27 protein-coding genes are annotated in these 23625 nt (G+C 66.7%); 3 read left to right on the plus strand and 24 right to left on the minus strand.

All coding sequences use genetic code 11. The features are described 5' to 3' along the window. Positions 1-12 precede the first annotated feature (12 nt). Entirely contained in the window at positions 13-1113 is a 1101-nt protein-coding gene (locus BLQ70_RS22085) for a TRAP transporter substrate-binding protein (protein ID WP_091861381.1), read from the minus strand. A 525-nt stretch (positions 1114-1638) separates the two neighbouring features. On the opposite strand from BLQ70_RS22085, the gene BLQ70_RS22090 reads away from it, so the two are divergent. Continuing rightward, the gene (locus BLQ70_RS22090) at positions 1639-1959 is read left to right on the plus strand and encodes a hypothetical protein (RefSeq protein WP_091861384.1); all 321 of its coding nucleotides are present in this window, start codon (positions 1639-1641) and stop codon (positions 1957-1959) included. A gap of 153 nt (positions 1960-2112) precedes the next feature. On the opposite strand, the gene BLQ70_RS26160 is transcribed toward BLQ70_RS22090, so the two are convergent. The 7 genes from BLQ70_RS26160 to BLQ70_RS22115 form a co-directional block, all read right to left on the minus strand. Further along, complete coding sequence (locus tag BLQ70_RS26160; protein ID WP_274532868.1) at positions 2113-2238, minus strand: MFS transporter small subunit; 126 nt, start codon at positions 2236-2238, stop codon at positions 2113-2115. Between the two features lie 113 nt (positions 2239-2351). Next, positions 2352-2510: a hypothetical protein gene (locus tag BLQ70_RS25740; RefSeq protein ID WP_170843496.1), complete on the minus strand. Its 159-nt coding sequence runs from the start codon at positions 2508-2510 to the stop codon at positions 2352-2354. A gap of 10 nt (positions 2511-2520) precedes the next feature. Beyond that, complete coding sequence (locus BLQ70_RS22095) at positions 2521-3966, minus strand: L-lactate MFS transporter (RefSeq protein ID WP_091861387.1); 1446 nt, start codon at positions 3964-3966, stop codon at positions 2521-2523. A gap of 58 nt (positions 3967-4024) precedes the next feature. Further along, positions 4025-4252, minus strand: coding sequence for a formate dehydrogenase subunit delta (locus BLQ70_RS22100; RefSeq protein ID WP_061967178.1), 228 nt, complete (start codon positions 4250-4252; stop codon positions 4025-4027). 5 nt (positions 4253-4257) lie between these two features. After that, on the minus strand, positions 4258-7098 hold the full coding sequence (fdhF, locus tag BLQ70_RS22105) for a formate dehydrogenase subunit alpha (protein ID WP_091861471.1): 2841 nt from the start codon (positions 7096-7098) through the stop codon (positions 4258-4260). An 11-nt stretch (positions 7099-7109) separates the two neighbouring features. Continuing rightward, positions 7110-8666, minus strand: coding sequence for a formate dehydrogenase beta subunit (locus BLQ70_RS22110; protein ID WP_091861390.1), 1557 nt, complete (start codon positions 8664-8666; stop codon positions 7110-7112). Next, positions 8663-9136, minus strand: a complete 474-nt coding sequence (locus tag BLQ70_RS22115; RefSeq protein ID WP_091861393.1) for a formate dehydrogenase subunit gamma — start codon at positions 9134-9136, stop codon at positions 8663-8665. Before BLQ70_RS22115 ends, BLQ70_RS22110 begins: the two co-directional genes overlap by 4 nt. Positions 9137-9257: 121 nt before the next feature. Between BLQ70_RS22115 and BLQ70_RS22120 the strand changes: the two genes are divergently transcribed. Further along, a complete protein-coding gene (locus tag BLQ70_RS22120; RefSeq protein WP_061967170.1) occupies positions 9258-10121 on the plus strand; it encodes a LysR family transcriptional regulator in 864 nt (287 codons plus the stop codon). Between the two features lie 54 nt (positions 10122-10175). On the opposite strand, the gene BLQ70_RS25745 is transcribed toward BLQ70_RS22120, so the two are convergent. The 16 genes from BLQ70_RS25745 to napE all read right to left on the minus strand — a co-directional run bounded on the left by BLQ70_RS25745 (position 10176) and on the right by napE (position 22669). Continuing rightward, a complete protein-coding gene (locus BLQ70_RS25745; RefSeq protein ID WP_162260089.1) occupies positions 10176-10427 on the minus strand; it encodes a hypothetical protein in 252 nt (83 codons plus the stop codon). 163 nt (positions 10428-10590) lie between these two features. Beyond that, a complete protein-coding gene (locus BLQ70_RS22130; RefSeq protein WP_091861396.1) occupies positions 10591-10893 on the minus strand; it encodes a DUF6522 family protein in 303 nt (100 codons plus the stop codon). Continuing rightward, positions 10890-11105 (minus strand): cbb3-type cytochrome oxidase assembly protein CcoS, encoded by a 216-nt coding sequence (ccoS, locus tag BLQ70_RS22135; RefSeq protein ID WP_061967166.1) that lies wholly within the window; start codon positions 11103-11105, stop codon positions 10890-10892. Before ccoS ends, BLQ70_RS22130 begins: the two co-directional genes overlap by 4 nt. Next, on the minus strand, positions 11102-13360 hold the full coding sequence (locus BLQ70_RS22140) for a heavy metal translocating P-type ATPase (RefSeq protein WP_091861398.1): 2259 nt from the start codon (positions 13358-13360) through the stop codon (positions 11102-11104). The genes ccoS and BLQ70_RS22140 overlap by 4 nt, the downstream gene beginning before the upstream one ends. Then, positions 13357-14142 carry a DUF2189 domain-containing protein gene (locus tag BLQ70_RS22145; RefSeq protein ID WP_210184337.1) on the minus strand — a complete coding sequence of 262 codons (786 nt, stop codon included), beginning with the start codon at positions 14140-14142 and terminating at the stop codon, positions 13357-13359. The genes BLQ70_RS22140 and BLQ70_RS22145 overlap by 4 nt, the downstream gene beginning before the upstream one ends. Before the next feature lie 14 nt (positions 14143-14156). Beyond that, complete coding sequence (locus tag BLQ70_RS22150) at positions 14157-14363, minus strand: hypothetical protein (RefSeq protein ID WP_091861400.1); 207 nt, start codon at positions 14361-14363, stop codon at positions 14157-14159. Further along, positions 14360-15238, minus strand: a complete 879-nt coding sequence (ccoP, locus tag BLQ70_RS22155) for a cytochrome-c oxidase, cbb3-type subunit III (RefSeq protein WP_091861403.1) — start codon at positions 15236-15238, stop codon at positions 14360-14362. Before ccoP ends, BLQ70_RS22150 begins: the two co-directional genes overlap by 4 nt. Positions 15239-15241: 3 nt before the next feature. Beyond that, entirely contained in the window at positions 15242-15412 is a 171-nt protein-coding gene (locus BLQ70_RS22160; RefSeq protein WP_061967157.1) for a cbb3-type cytochrome c oxidase subunit 3, read from the minus strand. A gap of 4 nt (positions 15413-15416) precedes the next feature. After that, the gene (ccoO, locus tag BLQ70_RS22165; RefSeq protein ID WP_091861406.1) at positions 15417-16151 is read right to left on the minus strand and encodes a cytochrome-c oxidase, cbb3-type subunit II; all 735 of its coding nucleotides are present in this window, start codon (positions 16149-16151) and stop codon (positions 15417-15419) included. Between the two features lie 4 nt (positions 16152-16155). Beyond that, entirely contained in the window at positions 16156-17811 is a 1656-nt protein-coding gene (gene ccoN / locus BLQ70_RS22170; protein ID WP_091861409.1) for a cytochrome-c oxidase, cbb3-type subunit I, read from the minus strand. Positions 17812-17980: 169 nt separating this feature from the next. Beyond that, positions 17981-18694, minus strand: coding sequence for a NapC/NirT family cytochrome c (locus BLQ70_RS22175; protein WP_061967153.1), 714 nt, complete (start codon positions 18692-18694; stop codon positions 17981-17983). 9 nt (positions 18695-18703) lie between these two features. Beyond that, positions 18704-19207 carry a nitrate reductase cytochrome c-type subunit gene (locus tag BLQ70_RS22180; protein WP_091861412.1) on the minus strand — a complete coding sequence of 168 codons (504 nt, stop codon included), beginning with the start codon at positions 19205-19207 and terminating at the stop codon, positions 18704-18706. Next, positions 19174-21675, minus strand: coding sequence for a periplasmic nitrate reductase subunit alpha (gene napA / locus BLQ70_RS22185; protein WP_061967149.1), 2502 nt, complete (start codon positions 21673-21675; stop codon positions 19174-19176). Before napA ends, BLQ70_RS22180 begins: the two co-directional genes overlap by 34 nt. After that, positions 21672-21959: a chaperone NapD gene (locus BLQ70_RS22190; RefSeq protein WP_091861415.1), complete on the minus strand. Its 288-nt coding sequence runs from the start codon at positions 21957-21959 to the stop codon at positions 21672-21674. Before BLQ70_RS22190 ends, napA begins: the two co-directional genes overlap by 4 nt. Next, positions 21952-22464, minus strand: a complete 513-nt coding sequence (gene napF, locus BLQ70_RS22195) for a ferredoxin-type protein NapF (RefSeq protein ID WP_091861418.1) — start codon at positions 22462-22464, stop codon at positions 21952-21954. The genes BLQ70_RS22190 and napF overlap by 8 nt, the downstream gene beginning before the upstream one ends. Positions 22465-22474: 10 nt before the next feature. After that, positions 22475-22669: a periplasmic nitrate reductase, NapE protein gene (gene napE / locus BLQ70_RS22200; protein ID WP_061967144.1), complete on the minus strand. Its 195-nt coding sequence runs from the start codon at positions 22667-22669 to the stop codon at positions 22475-22477. A 347-nt stretch (positions 22670-23016) separates the two neighbouring features. Here napE and BLQ70_RS22205 point away from each other — a divergent pair. After that, positions 23017-23625, plus strand: a 609-nt coding sequence (locus BLQ70_RS22205) for a cyclic nucleotide-binding domain-containing protein (RefSeq protein WP_091861476.1), incomplete at its 3' end; no start/stop codon positions are given.

Genomic DNA, 23625 nt, shown 5'->3' on the forward strand with positions numbered 1-23625 from the left:
GGGGCGGCGAGTTCACGGCGTCCGAGGCTCGATGGCGTGAAGCGGCTTGAGATAGGTGTTCCAGGCCACGACGCAGTCCTCCCCGCAACGCTCGAACCAGCGCGGCAGGACGACCTCGGCAAGGAGGCGCCGGCGCGTCGCGTCCGCTGGCAGGGCCGGCACGACGGTCATCGGCCGCCCGGGCTTGCCGGAGCAGATTTCCGTCCCGGCATTGCAGGCGAGGCCGCGTTGCGTATCGGCTTCCGCCTGGGACCAGATCCGCTGCTCGAGCTGCCCCACGCCTTGCCGGATGGTGTCGCGCGCATCCGCGGGCAGACCATCGAAATAAGTTGCGTTCGCGCCGAAGATCGAGACGCCCCAATTGAGCGCGAGGGCGTGCACCGCCACGGCGACGCGCGGCAGGCCGATCTCGTAGCCGCTCAACGTGCCGGTGATCGCACAATCGACGACCCCGTCGCGCAGAGCCGCCACGATTTCGGCAAAGGGCAGGATCACCGGCACGGCGCCCATCGACGCCATCAGCTCGGATTGCCCGACGGAGGAAGTCCGCACCTTCCGCCCGGCGAGATCGTCGAGCCCCTTGAAGGACCGGGTGCAGAACAGGACCTGCGCCGGATAGGCATAGATGCCGAGGAGCTCGATCTCGTAGCGCTCACGCAGCAGGCTGCGCAGATGCTCCCGGAACGCAGCGACGGTCCGGCGCAGCGTCGCGACATCGGGGTTCAACAGGGGCAGGTCGACGGCACTCAGCTCCGGCTCGTCGCCCGCGACGGCACTCAGCTGGGCCGTGCCGAACGAGACCACACCGAGCCGCAGGAGCTGGAGCATCTCCTGATTGCGCAAGCTCCCCGCATCGAGCGGCCGGATCGTCGCGGTGATGCGCCCCTTCGACAGCGCATTGATCTCCGATTGCCAGAAGGGTTGCTCGATCTTGGTGTATTGGGTGATGCCGGCGAGCCCGCCGATGATCTGCAGTTTGACCGGCTCCTCGGGGCGTGTCTGGGCCAGGGCCGCGCAACCTGCGAAGGCGAGCGCCGCGGCAACAACTGCAATCATAGGCTGCACGCGCCGGAGCGGGCGGCGGGTGATGGCGTTGTCGCGGGCCTTGGCCATCTCCCCCCCGTGGTAGCGGTGTCCAATCCGATGATATTCAGCCGTGGCGGTTAACCGCGGTTAAACCGGAAGCCGACGCTTGCGCCGATGGCCCGATCTTTCCACCGCATTCCGCACGCAAGGCGCGAAGCCCGCCATGTGCGGTTGATCGCGCGGTCGCAGCGCCGTTGTGGCTTCGGCCTTTCGAGCATGGATCTGCAAGGCCGGCCTTGCCCGTGCGCGGCAAGCTTGTCGAAGCTGATTTTGAATACTCGTTGCCGGTACGGTCGAGACTATATTGCAAACGCGAGATAAAGCCGGAGCGACCTGTAACAACGTCCGTGGAAGGTGTCGGCTGTTGCAGCGCAAGCGAAGCTTGCTATGCTCGCTGATCTACTGCTCCCGTCCCAGGTCGTATCGTCAGGCATCGAGGCTCCCCGTCGCGCGCGTCAGGTGGCAGCGCGCGAAGCAAGGAAGCCTGTCGGTCCGGAGCCGGCGACACACGAAGGTCGGAAGCAGTGTTGGGGAGAGCGGAAGGGGTGGGGGATGGTGCGTCTGGCGACGGTGGCGGCTCTTTGGATTCTGGCCTGCCCGGCAGCAGCAACGAGCGAGGTGCTGCGCCAGGGCGAATTCCTGCAGGACTACATTACCTGCGAAGCCTGGATGAAGCGCGAAGCCGCGGATGCTGAAATGCACGGCCTGATCGGCCGCTGGGTGATCGACGCCCTGCGCCACGGCTCTCCATCGCGATTGTCGCGATATGGGGATGGCGAAGTGCTGGATGCCGTCGAACGCCAATGCCGGGCTCAGCCGACCAAGACTTTGACCGTCGCGACCTTCCTGGCCGGGCTTCGGCTGCCGGAGTAGCGCCGAGAGCATCGGCCCAAAAGGTGGAGCGCGGTTTTCGGAGAATGCCGATGCCAAATCAAAAGCCTGGAGCATCGGACTGAATACGGCATTCAGTCCGATGCTTTGGTTCTTGGCCGGAGCAGCGACGATGTGCAGCTCCGACCGTTGGGATTACTGAAAGAGCTTCATCGCGTTGACCAGCGTCTGGGCTACGCCGCCCAGCAGCGGAATGCCCGCGATGCTCCAGGCCACGACGAGGCGAAGGGTGCTGGTCGGAGCGCTATCGTTACTCTGCATGATGATCTCCTCGGAACATTTTCGAGCGAAGCAGACGTTGGCTTCGTAGAATGAAATGCAGCAAGAACAATGGCTTGGATCGTTTTCCGGATTCAGGATATCCAGAAAACGCCTTAGAAGCCCGATGGGTGGCCGCTACCTGCAACCAGGGCAGCGATGCCGGTGGCGCTGTGCTGCGGCTGAAGCGATGCCATGGCGTGCCGGAGCCAATAGCGAAGCCAGGCCAGCAGCAGGAGCCGCAATGACGGCTCCTGAGGTGCTATGATCGGCATGGCCCGCTCCTCACGCCTGTGCGGGCGCGGCCTGGGCACCGCCCGGCAGATCGAGACCACGTGACGGCTCGGCCTCGCTCACCATGTGATGGCGCTTGTCGACCGCCCTGACGCAGAGATTGGCGATGAAGCCGATCACGAGCAGTCCCGCCATGATGTACATGGTAACGTTGTAAGCCTGCGCCTTGGGCACGCCATGCGCGAGATTGTATTCGCGGATGTAGTTGATCAGCACCGGCCCGGCGATGCCCGCCGCCGACCATGCCGTCAGCAGGATGCCGTGGATGGCACCGACATAGCGGGTGCCGAACATGTCGCGCAGATAGGCCGGTACGGTCGAGAAGCCGCCGCCATACATGCTGACGATGATCAGGAAGCAGATGACGAACAGCACGACATTGCCGCTGCCACCGGCATAGGGCACCGCGATGTAGAGGATGAAGCCCAGCACCATGTAGCAGAAATAGGTGTTCTTGCGCCCGATATAGTCGGAGAGCGAGGCCCAGCTGAAGCGCCCGCCCATGTTGAACAGGCTCATCAGCCCGACGAGACCTGCAGCCGCGACCGGGGTGATCCGGCCGGGGAACATCTCCTGGCTCATCGCCGAGGCCTGCCCGAGCACGCCGATACCTGCCGTCGTGTTGACGAAGAGGACGGTCCAGATCAGCCAGAATTGCGGGGTCTTGATCGCCTGGTAGACGAAGACGTCGTTCTTGGTGATCAGCTTGCTCGCCGTCGCCGGCGGCACATAGCCTTCCGGCTTCCAGCCCGGCGCCGGCACGCGGACGGTCAGCGCACCGAACATCATGAACAGGAAATAGACGCAGCCCAGCGTGATGAAGCTCCAGAGCACGCCGACATCGGTCGCCGTCTGGAACTTGCTCATCAGCCAGACCGAGAGCGGCGAGGCGATCAGTGCGCCGCCGCCGAAGCCCATGATCGCCATACCCGTGGCCATGCCGGGCCGATCGGGAAACCACTTCATCAATGTCGAGACCGGCGAGATATAGCCGATGCCGAGCGCGCAGCCACCGATCACGCCGTAGCCGAGATAGATCAGCCAGAGATTGTGCAGCTTCACGCCGAGCGCCGAGATGAGGAAGCCGCTCGCCCAGCAGATCGCAGCGGTGAACATCGCCTTGCGCGGCCCGCCCTCCTCGACCCAGCGCCCGAAGACGGCGGCCGACACCCCGAGGAACACCATCGCAATCGAGAAGATCCAGCCGAGCTCGGTCAGCTTCCAGTCGTCCGGGGCCGATTGCGAGACGCCGATCAGGCGCGTCATCGGCAGGTTGAAGACGCTGAAGGCATAGGCCTGGCCGATGCACAGATGGACGCAGAGTGCAGCCGGCGGCACCAGCCAGCGGCTGTAACCGGGCTTGGCGATGGTTCGCTCGCGATCCAGGAAGGGGATCATCGATTTGGCGTATTCGTTTCGTCGGTCGATCGTCGTCATGCGTTTCCTCCTCCAGCCGGGTCGTTGCCCTGTTTTCGGCTTCGCGCTTTGGCGAGTTTCAGCCGGTTTTCGTCCGCTCAGTGGCGATCAGCGCGACGGCATCGCGAACCAGCGGGTCGAGCCCGCTGCCGCCGTCGTCGAAATGCGCGCAGATGGCGCTGCGCATGCGTGGGTCCCAGAATTTCCGGAGATGGGTCGCAACCGCCTCGGCCACTTCGGCCCGGGGCTGGCTCGCGAAGAAGCTGCCGATCTGGTTGGCCATGTGGATGAGCCGGTCGAGCTGCATCGCGCTCACTCCGCCGCCGGCGGCATGATCCGCCGGCTGTTGTCGGCGAAGGCGGAATAGCGCTCCTGCCAGTCCGAGCGTCCATTGGAAGGCGAGACCTGCACGGCCGTGCATTTGTATTCCGGGCAGTTGGTCGCCCAGTCCGAATAATCGGTGGTGACGACGTTGGCCTGCGTGTCCGGGTGGTGGAAGGTCGTATAGACGACGCCGGGCGCGACGCGCTCGGTCACCAGCGCCCGCAAGGCGGTCTCGCCGGAGCGGCTAGCCAGCCTGACCCAGGAGCCGTCGGCGATGCCGCGCTCCTCCGCGTCATGCGGATGGATCTCGAGCAGGTCTTCCTTGTGCCAGACGACATTGTCGGTGCGCCGCGTCTGGGCGCCGACATTGTATTGCGAGAGGATGCGCCCGGTCGTCAGCAGCAGCGGGTAGCGCGGGCCGACGCGCTCGTCGGTCGCGAGATACTCGGTGATGACGAAATGGCCCTTGCCACGCACGAATTTGTCGATGTGCATCACCGGCGTGCCGGTCGGCGCCTGCTCGTTGCAGGGCCACTGGATCGAGCCGAGCTCGGCAAGACGCTCGAAGGAGACGCCGGCGAAGGTCGGTGTCAATCGCGCGATCTCATCCATGATCTCGGAGGGATGGTCGTAATGCATCGGGTAGCCCAGCGCATTGCTGAGCGCGGCGGTGATCTCCCAGTCGGCCAGACCGGATTTCGGCTCCATCACCTTGCGCACGAGCTGGATGCGCCGCTCGGCATTGATGAAGGTGCCGTCCTTCTCCAGGAAGGTGCTGCCGGGCAGGAAGACATGGGCGTAGTTCGCCGTCTCGTTCAGGAACAGGTCCTGCATGACGACGCATTCCATCGCCGACAGGCCCGCTGCGACATGGCGCGTGTCGGGGTCGGACTGCATGATGTCCTCGCCCTGGACGTAGAGCCCCATGAAGGAGCCATCCAGGGCCGCGTCGAGCATGTTGTTGATGCGCAGGCCCGGCTCCTTGTCGAGCCAGGTGCCCCACGCATCCTCGAACAGGCCGCGCACCGCATCGTTCGAGACATGGCGATAGCCCGAGAACTCGTGCGGGAAGGAGCCCATGTCGCAGGAGCCCTGGACGTTGTTCTGCCCGCGCATCGGGTTCACGCCGACGCCGGGCCGGCCGATATTGCCGGTGGCCATCGCGAGATTGGCGATCGCCATGACCGCGGTCGAGCCCTGGCTGTGCTCGGTGACGCCGAGCCCGTAATAGATCGCGCCGTTGCCGCCGGTGGCGAACAGGCGCGCCGCGCCGCGGATATCGGCGGCCGCGACGCCGGTGACCTTCGACAAGGCCTCTGGGCTGTTGCGCTCCTCGGCGACGAAGGCGGCCCAGTCCTGGAAGGCATCCCATTCGCAGCGCTCGCGCACGAAGGCCTCGTCGACCAGCCCTTCGGTGACGACGACATGGGCGAGCGCCGTCAGGATCGCGACATTGGTGCCGGGCAGCACCGGCAGGTGATAGGCCGCCTCGACATGGGGCGCACGCACCAGCTCGATCCGGCGCGGATCGATGACGATGAGCTTGGCGCCCTCGCGCAGGCGCTGCTTCATCCGCGAGCCGAAGACGGGATGCGCATCGGTCGGGTTGGCGCCCATCAGGAGCATCACGTCGGTCTGCTCGACGGAATCGAAATCCTGCGTGCCGGCCGAGGTGCCGAAGGTGGTGCTCAGGCCGTAACCGGTCGGCGAATGGCAGACGCGGGCGCAGGTATCGACATTGTTGTTGCCGAAGCCGGCGCGCACCAGCTTCTGGACGAGGAAGGTCTCCTCATCAGTGCAGCGCGACGAGGTCAGGCCGCCGATCGAGCCCGTGCCGTATTTGGCCTGGATGCGCTTGAACTCGCTCGCCGTATGGGCGATCGCCTCCTCCCAGGACACCTCGCGCCAGGGGTCGGTGATCTTCTCCCGGATCATCGGGTTGAGGATGCGCTCCTTGTGATTGGCATAGCCCCAGGCGAAGCGACCCTTGACGCAAGAGTGGCCGTGATTGGCCTTGCCGTCCTTGTAGGGGATCATGCGGACGACCTCGTCGCCGCGCATCTCGGCCTTGAACGAGCAGCCGACGCCGCAATAGGCGCAGGTCGTGACCGTCGACCATTCCGGCTTGCCCTTGGCGATGACCGCCTTCTCGATCAGCGAGCCTGTCGGGCAGGCCTGTACGCAGGCACCGCAGGAGACGCAGTCCGACTCCAGGAAGGACTGGTCGGTGCCCGCCGCCATCACGGATTCGAAGCCGCGGCCGGTAATGGTCAGCGCGAAGGTGCCCTGTACATCCTCGCAGGCCCGCACGCAGCGCGAGCAGACGATGCATTTGGCGGGGTCGTAGCTGAAATAGGGATTGGATTCGTCGAGCCCGGTATCGCGGTGGCGGGCGCCGTCGAAGCCGTAGCGAACTTCCGTCAACCCGACCTCGGCGGCCTTGTCGAGCAGTTCGATATCGCCCTCACCGGCCGGGTCGAGCGCCGCGACCGGATGGTCGGAGACATAAAGCTCCATGATGCCCTTGCGCAAACGGTCGAGCCGTTCCGAACGCGTATGCACCACCAGCCCCTCGGCGACCGGCGTCGTGCAGGAGGCCGGCGTGCCGTTGCGGCCCTCGATCTCGATCAGGCAGAGCCGGCAGGAGCCGAAGGCGTCGAGCATGTCGGTGGCGCAGAGCTTGGGAATCTCGGTGCCGATCTCCATCGCCGCGCGCATGATCGAGGTGCCGGCCGGCACCGTCGCGCTGCGGCCGTCGATGGTGAGGGTGACCATGGCGCTCGCCTTGGAAGCCGGCGTGCCATAGTCGGTTTCCTGGACGAGCTGCATGGCGACCTCCTTCACTCCGCCGCCTGGCGGCTGGGCGGCGTGACGCCGAAATCTTCCGGAAAATGGGTGAGCGCGCTCATCACCGGATAGGGCGTGAACCCGCCGAGCGCGCAGAGCGAACCGAGCTTCATGGTGTGGCAGAGGTCTTCGAGCACCGCCAGGTTGGCGGCGCGCTGCTCGCCGGCGATGACGCGGTCGATCACCTCGACGCCACGGGTCGAACCGACACGGCAGGGCGTGCATTTCCCGCAGGATTCGACCGCGCAGAACTCCATCGCGAAACGCGCCTGCCGGGCCATGTCGACGCTGTCGTCGAAGACGACGATGCCGCCATGGCCGATCAGGCCGTCGCGCGCCGCGAAGGCCTCGTAGTCGAACGGCGTGTCGAACAGCTCTCGCGGGAAATAGGCTCCGAGTGGCCCGCCGACCTGGACCGCGCGCACCTGCCGGCCGCTGGCCGTGCCGCCGCCGATCTCGTCGACGAGTTCGCCGAGCGTGATGCCGAAGCCGACCTCGAACAATCCGGGATGGCGGATATTGCCGGCGAGCTGGATCGGCATCGTGCCGCGCGAGCGACCCATGCCGAAATCGCGATAGAACGCCGCGCCCTTGTCGAGGATGATCGGCACGCTTGCGAGCGAGAGCACGTTGTTGATGACGGTGGGGTAGCCGAAGAGCCCCTTATGCGCCGGCAGCGGCGGCTTGGCCCGAACGACGCCGCGGCGCCCCTCCAAACTGTCGAGAAGAGCGGTCTCCTCGCCGCAAACATAGGCACCGGCGCCGACCCGGACCTCCATGTCGAAGCCATGGGACGAGCCCGCGATCGCCGCGCCCAGCATGCCCTTCCGGCGCGCCTCGCCCAGCGCATGCTCCAGCGCGGCGATCGCGTGCGGATATTCCGAGCGGACATAAATATAGCCATAGGTCGCGCCGACGGCGATGGCCGCGATCGTCATGCCCTCGATCAGGACGAAGGGATCCCCTTCCATGATCATGCGGTCGGCGAAGGTGCCGCTATCGCCTTCGTCGGCGTTGCAGACGATGTATTTCCGATCGCCCTGCGCCTTGGCGACAGTGTCCCATTTGATTCCGGTCGGAAAGCCGGCGCCGCCGCGTCCGCGCAGGCCGGACTCCGTGACGGCCGCGACGGTCGCCGCCGGGCCGGCATCGAGCGCAGCGGCCAGCCCGCGATAGCCGCCATGGGCGATATAGTCCTCCAGGGAACGGGGATCGACGATGCCGCAGCGCGCGAAGGTCAGCCGGGTCTGCTTCGCGAAGAAGGGCAGCGCCTCCGTCAGGCCATGGCACAGCGGATGGCTCGTGCCGGCCAGGGCAGCATCGAGCACGCCGGCGGCATCGCCCGGAGAGACCGGACCATAGCCGATGCGGCCGTCGCGGGTGGCGTATTCGACCAGCGGCTCCAGCCAGTGCAGCCCGCGCGAGCCGGTGCGGACGATGTCGATGGCGACCCCGCGCGCACCCGCCGCCACCTGCAAGGCCTCCGCCACGCGATCGGCATCGACCGCAATGGCCGCCGCGTCGCAGGGGATGAAGAACCGCGGCGTCATTGCCCGGCCTCCGTCAGCAGCGAGGCGAGCTTGCCGTCGTCGAGCCGTCCGACGATCCGGCCGTCGAGCATCGCGGATGGGGCGACAGAGCAGAGTCCCAGGCAATAGACCGCATCGAGCTGGACCTTGCCGTCCGCGCTGGTGCCGCCGAAGCCGATGCCCAGCGCATCCTGGGCCTGTCGTGCCAGCCTGTCCGCGCCTTGGGACTGGCAGGCCTCGGCCCGGCACAGCTTCAGGCTATGGGCCGCAGGCGGTGCCTGCCGGAAATCCGGATAGAAGGTGATGACGCCATGGATTTCGGCGCGCCCGATATTCAGCGCATCCGCCACGAGGGCCGTCGCTGCCGGATGGATATAGCCGAACTCCTCCTGCAGCGCGTGCAGGATCGGCAGCAAGGCGCCCTCGCGGGATTTCCATTCCGAGATGATGCGGGCGGCGATATCGCCATCCCAGGCCAGATGCCGCTCCAACGCTTTTCCCCTGCGATCTCTGCGATCTGCTTGAATCGCAGGCTCATGCAGGCGGATGATTTTGACAAACGAATAATTATAAACTTACGTATCGGATTTATAGATTTAAAAGACGGCCGATATGGATACGGAACTGGCACGAACCTTTCTGACGGTGGTCTCGGCCGGCAATTTCAGCGGCGCGGCGGACCGGCTCCATGTCAGCCAGTCGACGGTGAGCACGCGGATCAACGTGCTGGAGGAGCAATTGCGCTGCCGGCTGTTCGTCCGCAACAAGGCCGGAACGACCTTGACGGCGGCCGGGCACCGCTTCCAGCGTCATGCCGCGACGCTGGTCCAGACGGTGGTGCAGGCGCATCACGATATCGGGCTGCCCGAGGGCGCGGCCGGAACGCTGGCAGTCGGCGGCCGGATCGGCCTTTGGGAGGAGTTTCTGCTGCGCTGGCTACCGTCGATGCAGCGGGCCCGGCCCGACGTGTCGATCCGGATTGAGAGTGCGCTCGAGCCGGAGCTGATGCACGGGCTGATCGAGGGGCGCCTCGATATCGGCGTGATGTACACACCGCAGAGCCGCCCGGGCCTGAAGGTCGAGCATCTATTCGACGACCGCCTGGTCATGATTGCGACGGATGCGCAATCCGCGCCCGAGCCGCAGTCCGGCTATGTCCTCGTCGACTGGGGCTCGGAATTCCAGGCGCGCCACAGCGCGAGCTTCCCCGATTTCGGCGGCGCGCTGCTCAGCGCCAATGTCGGCTGGCTGGGGCTGCAGCATATCCTGGAGCATGGCGGCTCCGGCTATTTTCCTGCACGCATCATCGCCCCGCATCTCGCGGCCGGAACGCTGCATCTCGTCGAGGACGCGCCTCATTTCATCATGCCGGCCTACGCGATCTCCCGCGCGGGCACGCAGGACGGGCCCCAGGCCGAAGCTCTCGCGATGATCAGGGAGATGGCGGGCACCCTGCTCTCGATCGGCTCGCCCTGAGCCGTCGAAGCAGGAGGCAGGCTGATCGCGGTGGAGCTTGGCTCGCCCGCCGCCTCAGAACGAGGGCAGCACGCCGCCGCCGAAGCTGTCGGAACGTCCGGCGAAGCCCGTCTGGCTATCGCGCGTATTGCCGGGCCCGCTCAGGCGTGCCGGAGCCGGGCCGGCATCGAGATAGCTGCGCTGCTGCGGCTGGAAGGTCATGCTTTGCACCACGGGGGGTTCCGAATAAGCGACCGGCTCGCTGGAGACGCAACCGCCGAGTGCCGCAAGGAGGGCCGTGGCCGGGGCAAGGTGGAGAAGACGCATCGTTCCCTCGTCGAGAAAGCGCAGGAGGACAGCGAAGACCGGCGACTGCCGATGCGATTCACCCTGCTGAGCGGTCATTATCGGGATCGCGGCCTGAAATGTATAGCAAGGCTCCGGTCAGCCGACCCGCGCGCCGGGCATAAGCCGGGTCGCAGGCTTTCAGTCAGCGCCGCTCGCGGCGGCCCTGCGGCGGAACGAAATCAAGCTGCTCGTCCGCAACCGTGCCATCGGGCTGGACGACGGCTTGCCAGCAGCGGTTGCCGCAGCGGACCGAGAGGCGCCAGCGCCCCTCGTCCTCCGCCTCGCCGCGCTCGACCCGGCTCGTCACCAGCCCGCGGCGCATCAGGTCTCGCAATTCCTCCGCCGACCAGCCGAAGCGCTTCGCCAAGCGCGCAGCATCGAGCACGAAGGAGCCGTCCGCATCCCGGACGAAGGGAGGTTCGGGCGAGGCTTCACCGGTGGTCATGACATGTCGCTCCGGCGCGTCGATCGTTCCGGCTCCTTCTGCACCGAAGGGCCGGCCGCATCCAGAGCGCCTTCGTCCTCATCGAGCAGGATCCGCTCGGCGGCGCCGTCGAGATCGTCATACTGGCCGCTACGCAGCGACCACAGGAAGGCGGCGAGCGCCGCCCCGCCGAGCACCAGTGCCAACGGAACAAGGAAGACCAGGCTGCTCATTCGCCGGGTTCGCAGGCCGGGGCAAGCTTTCCGGCCTGCCGCGTATCGGTCCCGGCACGAACCTGCGCCTTGCCCGCATCGAGGCGCAAGGCATTGGCCACGACGAGGATCGAGGACAGCGACATGGCGAGCGCCGCGATCAGCGGCGTCACGTAACCCGCGATGGCAACTGGCAGGGCCAGCGCGTTGTAGAGGATCGCCAGGGCGAAATTCTGCCTGATCAGCCGCCCCGCCGCCCGCGCGACGGCAATCGCCGTGGGAACCGCATCGAGCCCGTCATGCAGGAAGACGAAATCCGCGGCGTTGCGACCGATATCGGCGGCCGAAGCCGGCGCCATCGAGGCATGCGCCGCAGCCAGTGCCGGCGCATCGTTGAGGCCGTCACCGACCATCAGCACCTTGCGATCCTCGGCAGCCAGTGCGGCGAGACGCTCAACCTTTCCAGCCGGCAGCAGACCGGCTGAGACAGCGTCGATGCCAAGCCTGCCGGCGATCGGCTGCACCGCTACAGGTCTGTCGCCGGACAACAGCACGATGGAAAGGCCATCGGCCCGCAAGGCATCGACAGCGGCCCGCGCCTGCGGGCGCAAAGTCTCGGCAAAGGCGAAGCGGGCGACGAGCGCGCCGTCGCGGCTCAGCATCGTCCCGCTTTCCGGCTGACCGCCCGCTTCCGCAAGGGCCCATTCCGCCCGCCCGAGGCGATAGCAATGCCCTTCCAGCTCGGCCTCGACGCCGAAGCCGGGATGCTCCCGGATGTCCGTCAGCGCCAAGCCTGCTTCCGGCGCTGCAGCCGCGATCGCGCGGGAGAGTGGGTGGCTCGAACGCCGGGCGATCGCCGCCGCGATGGCCAGATCGACAGCGGGAATCGATGCGGGATCGACCAGTTGCGGCCGGCCGAAGGTCAGCGTGCCCGTCTTGTCGAAGGCGACCGTGTCGATCTCGGCGATGCGCTCGATCGCCGAGCCGTCCTTGACCATGATCCCGGCCTCGAACAGGCGTCGCGAGGCCACGACCTGGACGATCGGCACGGCCAGCCCCAGCGCGCAGGGGCAGGTGATGATCAGCACGGCGATCGCGATGGTGATCGCGCGATGCCAGTCGCCGGTCGCCATCATCCAGCCGAGAAAGGCGATCAGCGCGGTCGCATGGACCACCGGCGAATAGAGCGCCGCCGCCCGGTCGGCGATGCGGCGATAGCGGGCGCGGCCACCTTCCGCGGCCTCCATCAACCGGACCATCTCGGCCAAGAAGGAGCTCTCGGCTTTGGCCGTGGCGAGGATCGTCAGTGGCCCCGAGAGATTAAGCGTCCCGGCTTGCACCGCCATGCCCGACGACACGGATTGCGGAGCGCTCTCGCCAGTGGCGATGGCGCAATCGAGCTCGGAAGCGCCCTCCTCCACGATGCCGTCGACGGGGACGCGCTCGCCGGCCGTGAGCGCGATCCGCATGCCCGGCGCCACCTCGGCCAGCGGCAGATAGCTCCGCCCGCCATCGGTATCGAGCACGGTCGCGCCGCGCGGCGCCAGCCGCATCAGCCCGCGCACGGCAGCGCGCGCCTTCTCATGCATCAGGTGGTCGAGCGTGCGGCCGATCAGCAGGAAGAAGATCAGCGAGGTCGCCGCGTCGAAATAGGCATGCGGCCCGTCATGGATCGTGTCGTAGAGGCTGAGAGCAAAGGCGAGACAGATGCCGATCGAGATCGGCACGTCCATGTTGGTGCGGCCGCGCCGCAGCACCGCCCAGGCCGAGGCGAAGAAGATGCGGCCGGAATAGAGCAGACAGGGCAAGGCCAGCGCGCCCGAAATCCAGTGGAAGGCCTGCCGCGTCTCGGGCTCCGCCCCCGACCAGACCGAGACCGAGAGCAGCATGATGTTCATGGCGCAGAAGCCGGCGACCGCCAGCGCCCGGATCAGCCGGTCGCGCTCGGGGTCCGTGCCCTCCGCGTCGCTCTCGAAGAGATGGCCGGGATAGCCGAGCCCGGCCAGCGCCGTCAGCAGCTCCGGCGCCTCCTCGCCCCGCCATTGCACCGCTGCGCGACGGGTCGAGAGATTGACCCTGACCTGCGCCACGCCCGGCAGCCGGGCAAGGCCGGTCTCGACCGCTCGGATGCAGGCGGCACAATGCAGGCCGGGCACCGAGAGGTCGCTCTGGCGCAGGCCATTGCCGAGATCGCGACTGGCGAGGCGGATTTCCTGCCGCGCCGCCGACGGGTCGGACGCGCCGTCCAGAGCCAGCGGCGGCGCGCAGCAGCTCACCTGAGCGCCCGGTAGCTGTGCCAGGTCGCGTGACCGAGCAGCGGGAAGACCACGATCAGGCCGAGAAGCCCGGTCGCGACCGAGACAAGGAACAGGGCGAGCACGATGGCTCCCCAGGCGATCATCACCGGCAGGTTGCGCCAGACCATCGAGATGCTGGTGCCCATCGCGGTGAAGGCATCGACCCGCTCGTCCAGCAGCATCGGGATCGCGAAGGCGCTGATCGCGAAGGAGAAGGCCGCGAACAGCCCGCCGACCACGGTGCCGACGAGCAGCATCGCCCAGCCGATCGGCGTGCCGAACAGCATCGCCGCGACCTCGTGGAGGCCGGGGAATGGCCTGAGCCCGAAGAACAGCGCGTAGATGATCACGGCCGCCCGCATCCAGACCAGCATCAGCAGCGAGAGGATCGCGCCCGTGTACCAGACCTGCCCGCCCGAGGCCGCCTTGACGAAGATCATCCGGGACAGGCTGACCGGCTCGCCCTGCTCGATCGCGCGGCTCTTCTGGTAGAGCCCGATCGCCAAGAGCGGCCCCATCACCATGAAGCCCGCCAGCGCCGGGAACAGGATGTAGTCGAGCCCGAGCCGGAACAGCCCCCAGACGATCACGGCGGAGACCGCGAAGACCGCGAGCCCGTAGAGCAGGCTCGGCCCCGGATTGCGCCAGAGATCGCGCCAGCCCGCGCCGAGCCAGGACAGAGCCGCGCCCGCCGGCAGGTTGCGCCGTCGCTGGGCGGAGAGTGGCAGCGGCATCTCCTGGCCGTTCCCGATCGCAGCCATGTGCTTCTCCTCCCTCAGCAGGACGGGCGCGCGGCGCGGAACCCGCCCGCCTCGCCCACCGATTTTGCATGCGGCACGCAGTCCGGCTGCGAGCCTATGGCGACATAGACCAGATGGGCGTTGGCGAGGATCAGCCCGCCCGCCAGCACGCCGGCGAGCGCGAGCCAGAAGGCCTTCCGCCCACCGCGCCGCCGTGTTTCGCCGTCCGCTGAAGCGCTCATCGCTTCGCCTCACCGAGCGTGCCGACATAGAGCGCCAGCAGCTTGATATCGGTCGGCGAGAGCCGGCCTTCCCAGCTCGGCATATGGCCCTGCCGCCCGCCATGGATGCTGTTCACGACCGATTGCAGGTCGCCACCATAGATCCAGTTGGCGTCGGTGAGGTCCGGGGCGCCGAGATCATGCTGGCCCTTGGCGTTCTCGCCATGGCAGGCGACGCAATTCGCCGCGAAGACCTCCTTGCCCGCCGGCACGCGCGCCTGCTCGGCCGCGTCGAGCTTCTGGCCCGACAGCGAGCGGACATAAGAGGCGACGGCCAGGACCTGCTCGCGCTGGAGAATGCCGTCGCGGCCGAAAGCCATCATCTGCCCGGTGCGCGTATCCTTCGCCGTGCCGTTGATGCCGACGCGGATCGTCTCGGCGATCGCCTCCGGGCTGCCGCCCCAGAGCCAGGAGCCGGCGGCGAGATTGGGGAAGCCCGGGCCTCCCTTCCCCTGCACGCCATGACAGACGGCGCAGTTATCCTCGAAGAGCGTGCGGCCGGTATCGCGGACATGGCGCATCAGCTGAGGATCGGCGGCGATCTCGGCGAAGGAGGCCTTGTCGAGCTTTGCGGTCCAGCTCGCCCGCTCAGTGGCGGCATCGCGCACCTGCTCGGCCACGACCTGGCGCTGGTCGATGCCGAGCAAGCCCTTGGTATAGGTCACGCCCAGCGGCCAGGCCGGCATCAGCAGCCAGTAGCCGATCGAGAACAGGGTCGTGACGGCCAGGAAGAACAGCACCACGCGCGGAATCGGCGTGTCGAGTTCCTCGATGCCGTTCCACTCATGGCCCGTCGTGATTGTCCCCGTGGCGGGGTCGCGCCTCGCATCTGCCATCGCTCAGTCCCCCGGCCTATCGTCCTTGTCGAAAATGCTCTTCTTGGCCCGATCGAAGCGCTTCCGGTTCGACGGCCACAGCGCGTAGATCAGCACGCCGATCGCCATGGCCACGAGGTAGAACAGCCCCCAGCTCTTGGCGAAACCGACAAGCGTGTGGTGATCGACATCCATCGTCTCACTTCTCCGCCGCGGCGGTCTGCTTCTGCGCAGCATCGGTCAGGCGGCCCAGCACCTGGAGATAGGCGACCACCGCATCCATCTCGGTCAGGCGCCCCGGCTCGCCGTCGAAGGCGCGCACGTTCGTCGCCTCGCCATAGCGCTCGCTGACGCCGCCCGCATAGGCGCTGTCGGGGCTCGCCTGGCCATAGGCATCCGTGCCGGCATTGGCGATCTGCGCATCGGTATAGGGCACGCCGACCGCGCGCTGCGCCTTGAGATGCCGGCCGAGATCCTCGGTCTTCAGCTCGTTGCGCATCAGCCAGCCGTATTTCGGCATCACCGATTGCGGCACGACATCGCGCGGGTTGATCAGATGCGCGACATGCCAGGCATCGGAATACTTGCCGCCGAGCCGGGCGATATCCGGCCCCGTGCGCTTGGAGCCCCAGAGCATCGGATGGTCGTATTTCGACTCGACCGCCAGCGAATAAGGTCCGTAGCGCTCGACCTCGTCGCGCAGCGTCCGGATCATCTGGCTGTGGCAGGCATAGCAGCCCTCGCGGATGTAGATGTTGCGCCCCGCCAGTTCGAGCGGCGTGTAGACGCGCATGTCCGGCGCCTTCTCGACGGTCTCGCCGATGGTGAAGAGCGGCGCGATCTCGACGAAGCCGCCGATCGCGGAGACGCCGATGATGGCGAGGACGAAGCCGATCGCGCTGCGTTCGAGCTTGCGATGAAAGAACTCGCGCATCGGCTTACTCCCCCGCCTGAAGCGCAGCGCCCTGGAGCGCCGGCAGGTCGCTGTCGCCGGCGCCCGCCGCAGCCTGCGAACGGGACATCCGGATCGTCATCCAGACATTGTAGGAGGCCACGATCGCACCGATCAGGAACAGCAGCCCGCCGACGGTGCGCGCGATGTAATAGGGATGCATCGCGACCAGGCTGTCGATGAAGGAATAGGCCAGCGTGCCGCTGTCGTTATAGGTGCGCCACATCAGGCCCTGGATGATGCCCGAGTTCCACATCGCGAAGACGTAGATGACGGTCCCGGCCAGAGCGAGCCAGAAATGGACCTCGATCAGCTTGGGCGAATACATCCGCTCGACCTTCCACATCCACGGCACCAGCGCGTAGAGCGAGCCGAAGGTGATCATCGCCACCCAGCCGAGCGCGCCGGCATGGACATGGCCGACCGTCCAGTCGGTATAATGCGAGAGCGAGTTGACCGCCCGGATCGCCATGAACGAGCCTTCGAAGGTCGAGAGCCCGTAGAACACCGCGGCGACCATCATGAAGCGCAGCGTCGCGTCGTCGCGCACCTTGCCCCAGGCGCCGTTGAGCGTCGCCAGCGCATTGCCGGCCGAGGCCCAGGACGGCACCAGCAGGACGACCGAGAAGGTCATGCCCAGCGTCTGCACCCATTGCGGCAGCGCCGTGTAGTGCAGGTGGTGCGAGCCCGCCCACATATACATGAAGGTGATGCCCCAGAAGCTGATGATCGACAGCCTGTAGGAGTAGATCGGCCGCCCTGCCCGCTTCGGCAGGTAGTAGTACATCATCCCGAGGAAGCCGGAGGTCAGGAAGAAGGCGACCGCGTTGTGGCCGTACCACCACTGCGTCATCGCATCCTGGACGCCGGAGAACAGCGAATAGCTCTTGGCCTCGCCGAAGGAGATCGGCACCGCCAGGTTGTTGACGATGTGCAGCACCGCCACGACCAGGATGAAGGCCATGTAGTACCAGTTGGCGACGTAGATATGCGGCTCCTTCCGCCGCTGCAGCGTGCGGATGTAGATCAGGAAATAGGTGACCCAGACGATGACCAGCCAGATATCGGCATACCATTCCGGCTCGGCATATTCCTTCGACTGGGTGATGCCCATCAGGTAGCCGGTGGCCGCCAGCACGCAGAACAGGTTGTAGCCGATCAGCACGAACCAGGGGCTGAACTGGTCCGGCAGGCGCGCCCGCGTTGTCCGCTGCAGGACGTGGAAGGAGGTCGCGATCAGCGCATTGCCGCCGAAGCCGAAGATCACGCCCGAGGTATGGACCGGCCGCAGGCGGCCGAAGCTCGCCCATCCCGCATCGAAGGTGAGATCCGGCCAGGCCAGGAGCGCCGCGACCCAGACGCCGAAGAACATGCCGGCCACGGCCCAGCCGAGCGAGAGCAAGATGCCGACCCGCGTCGGATCGTCGTAATAGCGCGTCAGGCGCTCGTCGGACGGCTCCGGCGCGAAATAGCTCGACATGACAAGGCCGATGCAGCCGAGCCCGAACAGCAGGATGATCGCGCCATGCACGGCGAACAGGTCGTCACGGCCGGCGATCGCCATGGCAAACCCGCACAGCGCCAGAAGCGCCGAGATCGATATGGCGCGCTGCCGCTCCGCGACAGTGAGTGCCGCAATCATCGCTCACCTTCTCCATGACTGGCGCGCGCCGACGGCCCCGCGCCTTCGCGACGGATATCGCATAAAAGAATCATCTCAGATACCTGATTTGCCGATCTGGAGATCGGACATAATGCCCTAGGCAAGATTGACGCAGGGCACGCCACGCGGTCGTCAGCGGAACGGAATCTCACCGCGTCTCGATCTCCGCGAGATAGGTGCGGACGGCGCGCTCCGGCCCATGCCAGGAGGCGCTGCCCTTGCCCTGCAGCTCGGGCGCGTCCTTCCAGCCGGGTTCGATTCCCGTCATGTCCGGCAGCAGATGCGCGATGCCCTTGTGGCAGTCGATGCAGGTCTTCTCGCCGGTGGTCAGGAAGCGGCTGTGGATCTCGGCGGCGCGGCGGGTCTGCTTGGTGAAGTCCATCGCGACGGAGGAGTGGCAGTTGCGGCATTCCAGCGAGTCGTTCGCCTTCAACCGCGACCATTCGTGCTTGGCGAGTTCGAGGCGCATGTTGAGGAATTTCTCGCGCGTCGAGATCGTGCCGAAGATCTTGCCCCAGACCTCCTTAGAGGCCTGCATCTTGCGGGCGATCTTGTCGGTCCAGTTATGCGGGACATGGCAGTCCGGGCAGGTCGCGCGCACGCCGGATCGATTCGAGAAATGCACCGTCGACTGCAGCTCCTGATAGACGTTGTCGCGCATCTCGTGACAGGAGGTGCAGAACTTCTCGGTGTTGGTGACCTCCAGCGCCGTGTTGAAGCCGCCCCAGAACAGCACGCCGCCGACGAAGCCGCCGAGCGTCAGCAGGCCGAGCGGCAGATAGGCGCTCGGCCGGCTGATGATGCGCCAGAAGCTGACGACGACGCCCCAGCACCAGAGAATGAAGGATTTGAGCCTGGCCATGATGCGCGCCTATGGCTTCCGGCCGATGTCTTTGGCGTCCTGGAACCGATTCTGGACCAGGGGCGGGACATCGGTCTGCTGGACATGGCAGGCCGTGCAGAAATAGCGCCGCGGCGTCACGTCCGAGAGCACCTGCCCGTCGCGGTCCTGGAAATGGGTGACGCTGATCATCGGCGCGCCCGAGCCTTCCGTGAACTCGCGCTTGTGGCAGTCCATGCAGCGATTGGTGTTCAGGGTGAGCTGGTAGCCGTCGATCGCATGCGGGATCACCGGCGGCTGCTCGGGATAGTTGCGCATGCGCCGGACATCGTCGACGACCGGGCGGCCGAGCGCCGGTACGCGTTCGAGCGCCATCGGATCAGCGGTGCCGGTCAGGCGCGGCACGATCTTGATCGGACCGCCCTCCTGCGAGACGGCGGCACCGAAGGCGAGGACGAGGCCGGCCGCGAGGGCCGCCCCGAGCAAGGTCCGCGAGCGCATCAGCCCGAGACCGGAACGATCTTGACCGCGCATTTCTTGAAATCCGTCTGCTTGGAGATGGGATCGGTGGCGTCGAGCGTCGTCTTGTTGATGAGCTGGCTGGCATCGAACCAGGGCACGAAGACCACGCCGGGCGGCATGCGGTTGCGCCCGCGCGTCTCGACGCGGGTGCGCATCTCGCCGCGGCGCGAGATCAATCGGATCTCGGCGCCCTGGTTGAGCCCGCGCTTGCGGGCATCTTCCGGATGCATGAAGCAGCGCGCGCCGGGGAAGGCCTTGTAGAGTTCCGGCACCCGCATCGTCATCGAGCCGGAATGCCAGTGCTCCAGCACGCGGCCGGTGACGAGCCAGAGATCGTATTCGGTGTCGGGCGATTCCGCCGGCGGCTCGTAGGGCACCGCAATGATCCGGGCCTTGCCGTCCTTGTTGCCGTAGAACTCGACGCCCTTGCCCGGCTTCACATAGGGGTCGAGCCCCTCGCGATAGCGCCAGAGCGTCTCCTTGCCGTCGACCACCGGCCAGCGCAGGCCGCGGACCTGATGGTAGAGGTCATAGGGCCCGAGATCGTGGCCATGACCGCGGCCGAAGGCGGCATATTCCTCGAAAAGCCCCTTTTGCGCGTAGAAGCCGAAGGCCTTCGCCTCCCGGTTCTCATAGCCCGGATCGATCTCGGAGACATCGAACTTGTCGACATTGCCGTTGCGATAGAGCACGTCGAAGAGCGTCTTGCCCTTGTAGTTCGGGTTGGCGTCGAGGATCTCCGCCGGCCAGACCTCGTCGGTGGTGAAGCGCTTCGAGAACTCCATCAATTGCCAGAGGTCCGAGCGCGCCTCGCCCGGCGCATTGACGAGCTGGTGCCAGACATGGGTGCGCCGCTCGGCATTGCCGTAGGCGCCCTCCTTCTCGACCCACATCGCGGCGGGCAGGATCAGGTCGGCGGCCATCGCCGTCACCGTCGGATAGGCATCGGAGACGACGATGAAGTTGTCGGGGTTGCGATAGCCCGGATAGGCCTCGTTGCTGCTGTTCGGCGAGGCTTGCAGGTTGTTGTTGACCTGGATCCAGTAGAAATTGAGCTTGCCGTCCTTGAGCATCCGGTCCTGCTCGACGGCGTGGTAGCCGGGCTTCTCCGGGATGATCCCGTGCGGGACGCGCCAGATCTCCTCGGCATGCTTGCGATGCTCGGGATTGGTCACCGTCATGTCGGCCGGCAGCCGATGGGCGAAGGTGCCGACCTCGCGCGCCGTGCCGCAGGCCGAGGGCTGGCCGGTCAGCGAGAACGGGCTGTTGCCCGGCTCCGAGATCTTCCCCGTCAGCAGATGCAGGTTGTAGACCATCTGGTTGGCCCAGACGCCGCGCACATGCTGGTTGAAGCCCATGGTCCAGAGCGACATGACCTTGCGCTTGGGGTCGGCATAGAGCTCGGCGAGCTGCTGCAGGAAGCCGGGCTCGACCCCGGTCAGCGCAGAGACCTTCTCCAGCGTGTAGTCCTTGACCGAGGCCGCGAAGGCCGCGAAGTCGATCGGCGTCGTCGCCGTGACATCCTCCGCCTTGCGTGCCTTGACCTCGCGCGGATCATCGGGGCGCAGGCCGTAGCCGATCTCGGTCGCGCCTTTGACGAAGGTGGTGTGCTTCTCGACGAAATCGGTGTTCACCCGCCCGGTCGAGATGATGTGGTTGGCGATGTAATTCAGGATCGCCAGGTCCGTGCCCGGCTTGAACACGATCGGGATGTCGGCGAGGTCCGAGCTGCGGTGGGTATAGGTCGAGAGCACCGCAACCTTGACATGCGGCTGGCCGAGCCGGCGGTCCGTCACCCGCGTCCACAGGATCGGGTGCATCTCCGCCATGTTCGAGCCCCAGAGCACGAAGGCGTCGGCATGCTCGAAATCGTCGTAGCAGCCCATCGGCTCGTCCATGCCGAAGGTGCGCATGAAGGCATAGGCCGCCGAGGCCATGCAGTGGCGGGCGTTCGGGTCGAGATTGTTGGAGCGGAAGCCGGCCCGCATCAGCTTGGTCGCGGCATAGCCCTCGAAGATCGTCCACTGGCCGGAGCCGAACATGCCGAGCGCGGTCGGCCCCTTCGCCTTGAGCGTTTCCTTGGCCTTGGCGGCCATGGTGTCGAACGCCTCCTCCCAGGACACCGGCGTGAACTCGCCGTCCTTGGCGTAGACGCCGTTCTTCTTGCGCAGCAGCGGCTGGGTCAGCCGGTCGTTGCCGTACATGATCTTGGAGAGGAAATAGCCCTTGATGCAGTTGAGGCCGCGATTGACCTCGGCCTTCATGTCGCCATGGGTGGCGATGACCTTGCCTTCCTTGACGCCGACCATGACGCCGCAGCCGGTGCCGCAGAAGCGGCACGGCGCCTTCGACCATTTGATCTGCAGGCTGCCGACGCCGCCCGCAACCGGCTGGGCCTCGGCGGGCACGCTCATATTGGCGGCGAGCGCGGCGACGCCGGCCGCCTGCGCCTTCAGCATCTCGCGACGGGACAGGGTCATGGGGTCACTCCGGGGTCGTCGAGGGTTTCGAGGTCTTCGATCTGCTCGAACACCATGTTGGCCGAGAGCACGCCGTCGATCAGGCTGATGGCGGCCAGCCGGTCGCCGATCACGCCGGTGCTGGAGCCTTCCAGCACGATGACGATCTTGCCGTTCTCGACCCGATGGATCTCGGTCTCGGGAAGCTCTGCGATGCTGGCGAGCACGACCTCGACCTTGGCCGGCAGGGCCGAGACGACGGCGCTCGAAATGTGATGGAAGCGCTGGCGCGGACGCTCAGGCATGGGCGGCCTCCGCCGAATGCGCACTGACCGCGATGGCCTGTGCCGGACAGGCGGCGATGCAAGCGCCGCAACCATTGCAACGATCGGCCGCGATCTCCGGCAAGGCCGGGCCGCCGAGCCGCGGCCGGAAACGGATCGCGCTCTCCGGGCAGGCATCGCCGCAGCTCTGGCAGACGATGCCCCGTCCGGCGAAGCAATCGGCGCCGACCGCCGCAACGTGCTCGAAGGCGGGCAGCAGGCGATCGAAGACCGGCTCGGGGCAAGCTTCCGCACAGGCGCCGCAGAAGCTGCACTCGCTCTCGGCGAAGCTCAGGATCGGCCGGCCTCCGGCATCCTGCGCTATGATGTGCTGCGGACAGGCCGGCACGCAGGCACCGCAGCTGGTGCAGGCCGCCGCGACCGAAGCCGCGCGCGACCACGGCGGCCGCACGCCTTGAGGCTGCGGCTGCGCGGAGCGGCCTGTCAGGAAACGTCGCCGCCCGAGATCGATGGCATTCTCGCCCATGCCCGCCTCCTCAACGCGGAGGCCCGGGCGGGCCGAGGACGATTTGCGACATCCAGACGAGGAAGCCGTAACCGCCGACGACGCCGACCGCCACGACCGGCCAGATCAGCACAGCCAGCGTCAGGAAGGCGAGGAGTTCGGCGCGACGTGTCGGCTTCTCGGGCGCGGCCTCCGGGCCGCCCGTCTTCGCGGTCTCGATCGTCATCTCCACCCCTTTCGGCCGGCCGCATATCGCACCGGCTCGTGTTGAGAGATTGACTAAAGAGAATATGGATTCCCGGGTGCTGTCCATGTCAAGGGCCACACTGCGCTGCCCTTTCGCAGCCGTCTTTGACATAACGCAAACAAGGTCCGCCGAATGCGACCTATCCGGTCCTGGTGGCCCGGATATTGCCCTTCTTACAACGCTCTCGAATGGGCATCGCCTTTCCCCTGCGGGCCACCGTGCCGCACTTGAACGCGGCCATCGATTGCAGTCTTATCCGGCGCCGCGCGCCGACGGATCGGGACATCGCGGGCGCCCCTGAACCCGTCCGAAGGAAAGGCTGTCACGTGGGAATGGACCGCAGCGTGCTGCGCAGCGTCCCGCTGTTCGCCGCGATGAGCGACGACCAGCTCGACCGCATGACGGCGCAGGCCAGCGCACGGCGGGTCCCGCAGGGCGAGGCCGTCTTCGAGCAGGGCGAGACAGCCAAGGCCTTCTACCTTCTGCTGAATGGCCGGCTGAAGGTGACGCAGGTCACGCGCGACGGCCAGCAGATCATCGTGCGCATCGTCCATCCCGGCGACCTGTTCGGCTTCACGCGGGCATTGGGCCGCAGCGACTATCCGGGCACCGCGACAGCGGCGGTCGACAGCCTCGTCGCGAGCTGGCCAACCGAATCCTGGGACGTCTTCGTCGCCGACAACCCGCATCTGGCGATGAACGCGATCCGCACCATCGGCCAGCGTCTGGACGAGGCCCATACCCGCATCCGCGAGATGTCCACCGAGGAGGTCGAGCGGCGCGTGGCTCATGCCGTGCTGCGGCTGGTCGAGCAGGCCGGCAAGCCCGTCGAGGCCGGCCTGCGCGTCGATTTCCCGATCTCGCGGCGCGACATCGCCGAGATGACCGGCACGACGCTGCACACGGTCTCCCGCATCCTCAGCGCCTGGGAGGTG

The sequence above is a fragment of the Allobosea robiniae genome (genome assembly GCF_900102525.1).
Taxonomy (GTDB): domain Bacteria; phylum Pseudomonadota; class Alphaproteobacteria; order Rhizobiales; family Beijerinckiaceae; genus Allobosea; species Allobosea robiniae.

What these genes read in the sequence shown, in the direction of transcription:
- ccoP (WP_091861403.1), bottom strand. Translation starts at nt 15,238, where the DNA reads ATGGCAGATGCGAGGCGCGACCCCGCCACGGGGACAATCACGACGGGC.
- BLQ70_RS22160 (WP_061967157.1), bottom strand. Translation starts at nt 15,412, where the DNA reads ATGGATGTCGATCACCACACGCTTGTCGGTTTCGCCAAGAGCTGGGGG.
- BLQ70_RS22190 (WP_091861415.1), bottom strand. Translation starts at nt 21,959, where the DNA reads ATGCCTGAGCGTCCGCGCCAGCGCTTCCATCACATTTCGAGCGCCGTC.
- fdhF (WP_091861471.1), bottom strand. Translation starts at nt 7,098, where the DNA reads ATGCAGCTCGTCCAGGAAACCGACTATGGCACGCCGGCTTCCAAGGCG.
- ccoO (WP_091861406.1), bottom strand. Translation starts at nt 16,151, where the DNA reads ATGCGCGAGTTCTTTCATCGCAAGCTCGAACGCAGCGCGATCGGCTTC.
- BLQ70_RS25745 (WP_162260089.1), bottom strand. Translation starts at nt 10,427, where the DNA reads ATGCGTCTTCTCCACCTTGCCCCGGCCACGGCCCTCCTTGCGGCACTC.
- BLQ70_RS26160 (WP_274532868.1), bottom strand. Translation starts at nt 2,238, where the DNA reads ATGCAGAGTAACGATAGCGCTCCGACCAGCACCCTTCGCCTCGTCGTG.
- BLQ70_RS22145 (WP_210184337.1), bottom strand. Translation starts at nt 14,142, where the DNA reads ATGGCTGCGATCGGGAACGGCCAGGAGATGCCGCTGCCACTCTCCGCC.
- ccoS (WP_061967166.1), bottom strand. Translation starts at nt 11,105, where the DNA reads ATGAGCAGCCTGGTCTTCCTTGTTCCGTTGGCACTGGTGCTCGGCGGG.
- BLQ70_RS22100 (WP_061967178.1), bottom strand. Translation starts at nt 4,252, where the DNA reads ATGCAGCTCGACCGGCTCATCCACATGGCCAACCAGATCGGCAGCTTC.
- BLQ70_RS22180 (WP_091861412.1), bottom strand. Translation starts at nt 19,207, where the DNA reads ATGCGCGGTCAAGATCGTTCCGGTCTCGGGCTGATGCGCTCGCGGACC.
- BLQ70_RS25740 (WP_170843496.1), bottom strand. Translation starts at nt 2,510, where the DNA reads ATGCCGATCATAGCACCTCAGGAGCCGTCATTGCGGCTCCTGCTGCTG.
- BLQ70_RS22175 (WP_061967153.1), bottom strand. Translation starts at nt 18,694, where the DNA reads ATGGCCAGGCTCAAATCCTTCATTCTCTGGTGCTGGGGCGTCGTCGTC.
- BLQ70_RS22120 (WP_061967170.1), top strand. Translation starts at nt 9,258, where the DNA reads ATGGATACGGAACTGGCACGAACCTTTCTGACGGTGGTCTCGGCCGGC.
- BLQ70_RS22150 (WP_091861400.1), bottom strand. Translation starts at nt 14,363, where the DNA reads ATGAGCGCTTCAGCGGACGGCGAAACACGGCGGCGCGGTGGGCGGAAG.
- BLQ70_RS22085 (WP_091861381.1), bottom strand. Translation starts at nt 1,113, where the DNA reads ATGGCCAAGGCCCGCGACAACGCCATCACCCGCCGCCCGCTCCGGCGC.
- BLQ70_RS22130 (WP_091861396.1), bottom strand. Translation starts at nt 10,893, where the DNA reads ATGACCACCGGTGAAGCCTCGCCCGAACCTCCCTTCGTCCGGGATGCG.
- BLQ70_RS22095 (WP_091861387.1), bottom strand. Translation starts at nt 3,966, where the DNA reads ATGACGACGATCGACCGACGAAACGAATACGCCAAATCGATGATCCCC.
- napA (WP_061967149.1), bottom strand. Translation starts at nt 21,675, where the DNA reads ATGACCCTGTCCCGTCGCGAGATGCTGAAGGCGCAGGCGGCCGGCGTC.
- BLQ70_RS22110 (WP_091861390.1), bottom strand. Translation starts at nt 8,666, where the DNA reads ATGACGCCGCGGTTCTTCATCCCCTGCGACGCGGCGGCCATTGCGGTC.
- napF (WP_091861418.1), bottom strand. Translation starts at nt 22,464, where the DNA reads ATGGGCGAGAATGCCATCGATCTCGGGCGGCGACGTTTCCTGACAGGC.
- ccoN (WP_091861409.1), bottom strand. Translation starts at nt 17,811, where the DNA reads ATGATTGCGGCACTCACTGTCGCGGAGCGGCAGCGCGCCATATCGATC.
- napE (WP_061967144.1), bottom strand. Translation starts at nt 22,669, where the DNA reads ATGACGATCGAGACCGCGAAGACGGGCGGCCCGGAGGCCGCGCCCGAG.
- BLQ70_RS22090 (WP_091861384.1), top strand. Translation starts at nt 1,639, where the DNA reads ATGGTGCGTCTGGCGACGGTGGCGGCTCTTTGGATTCTGGCCTGCCCG.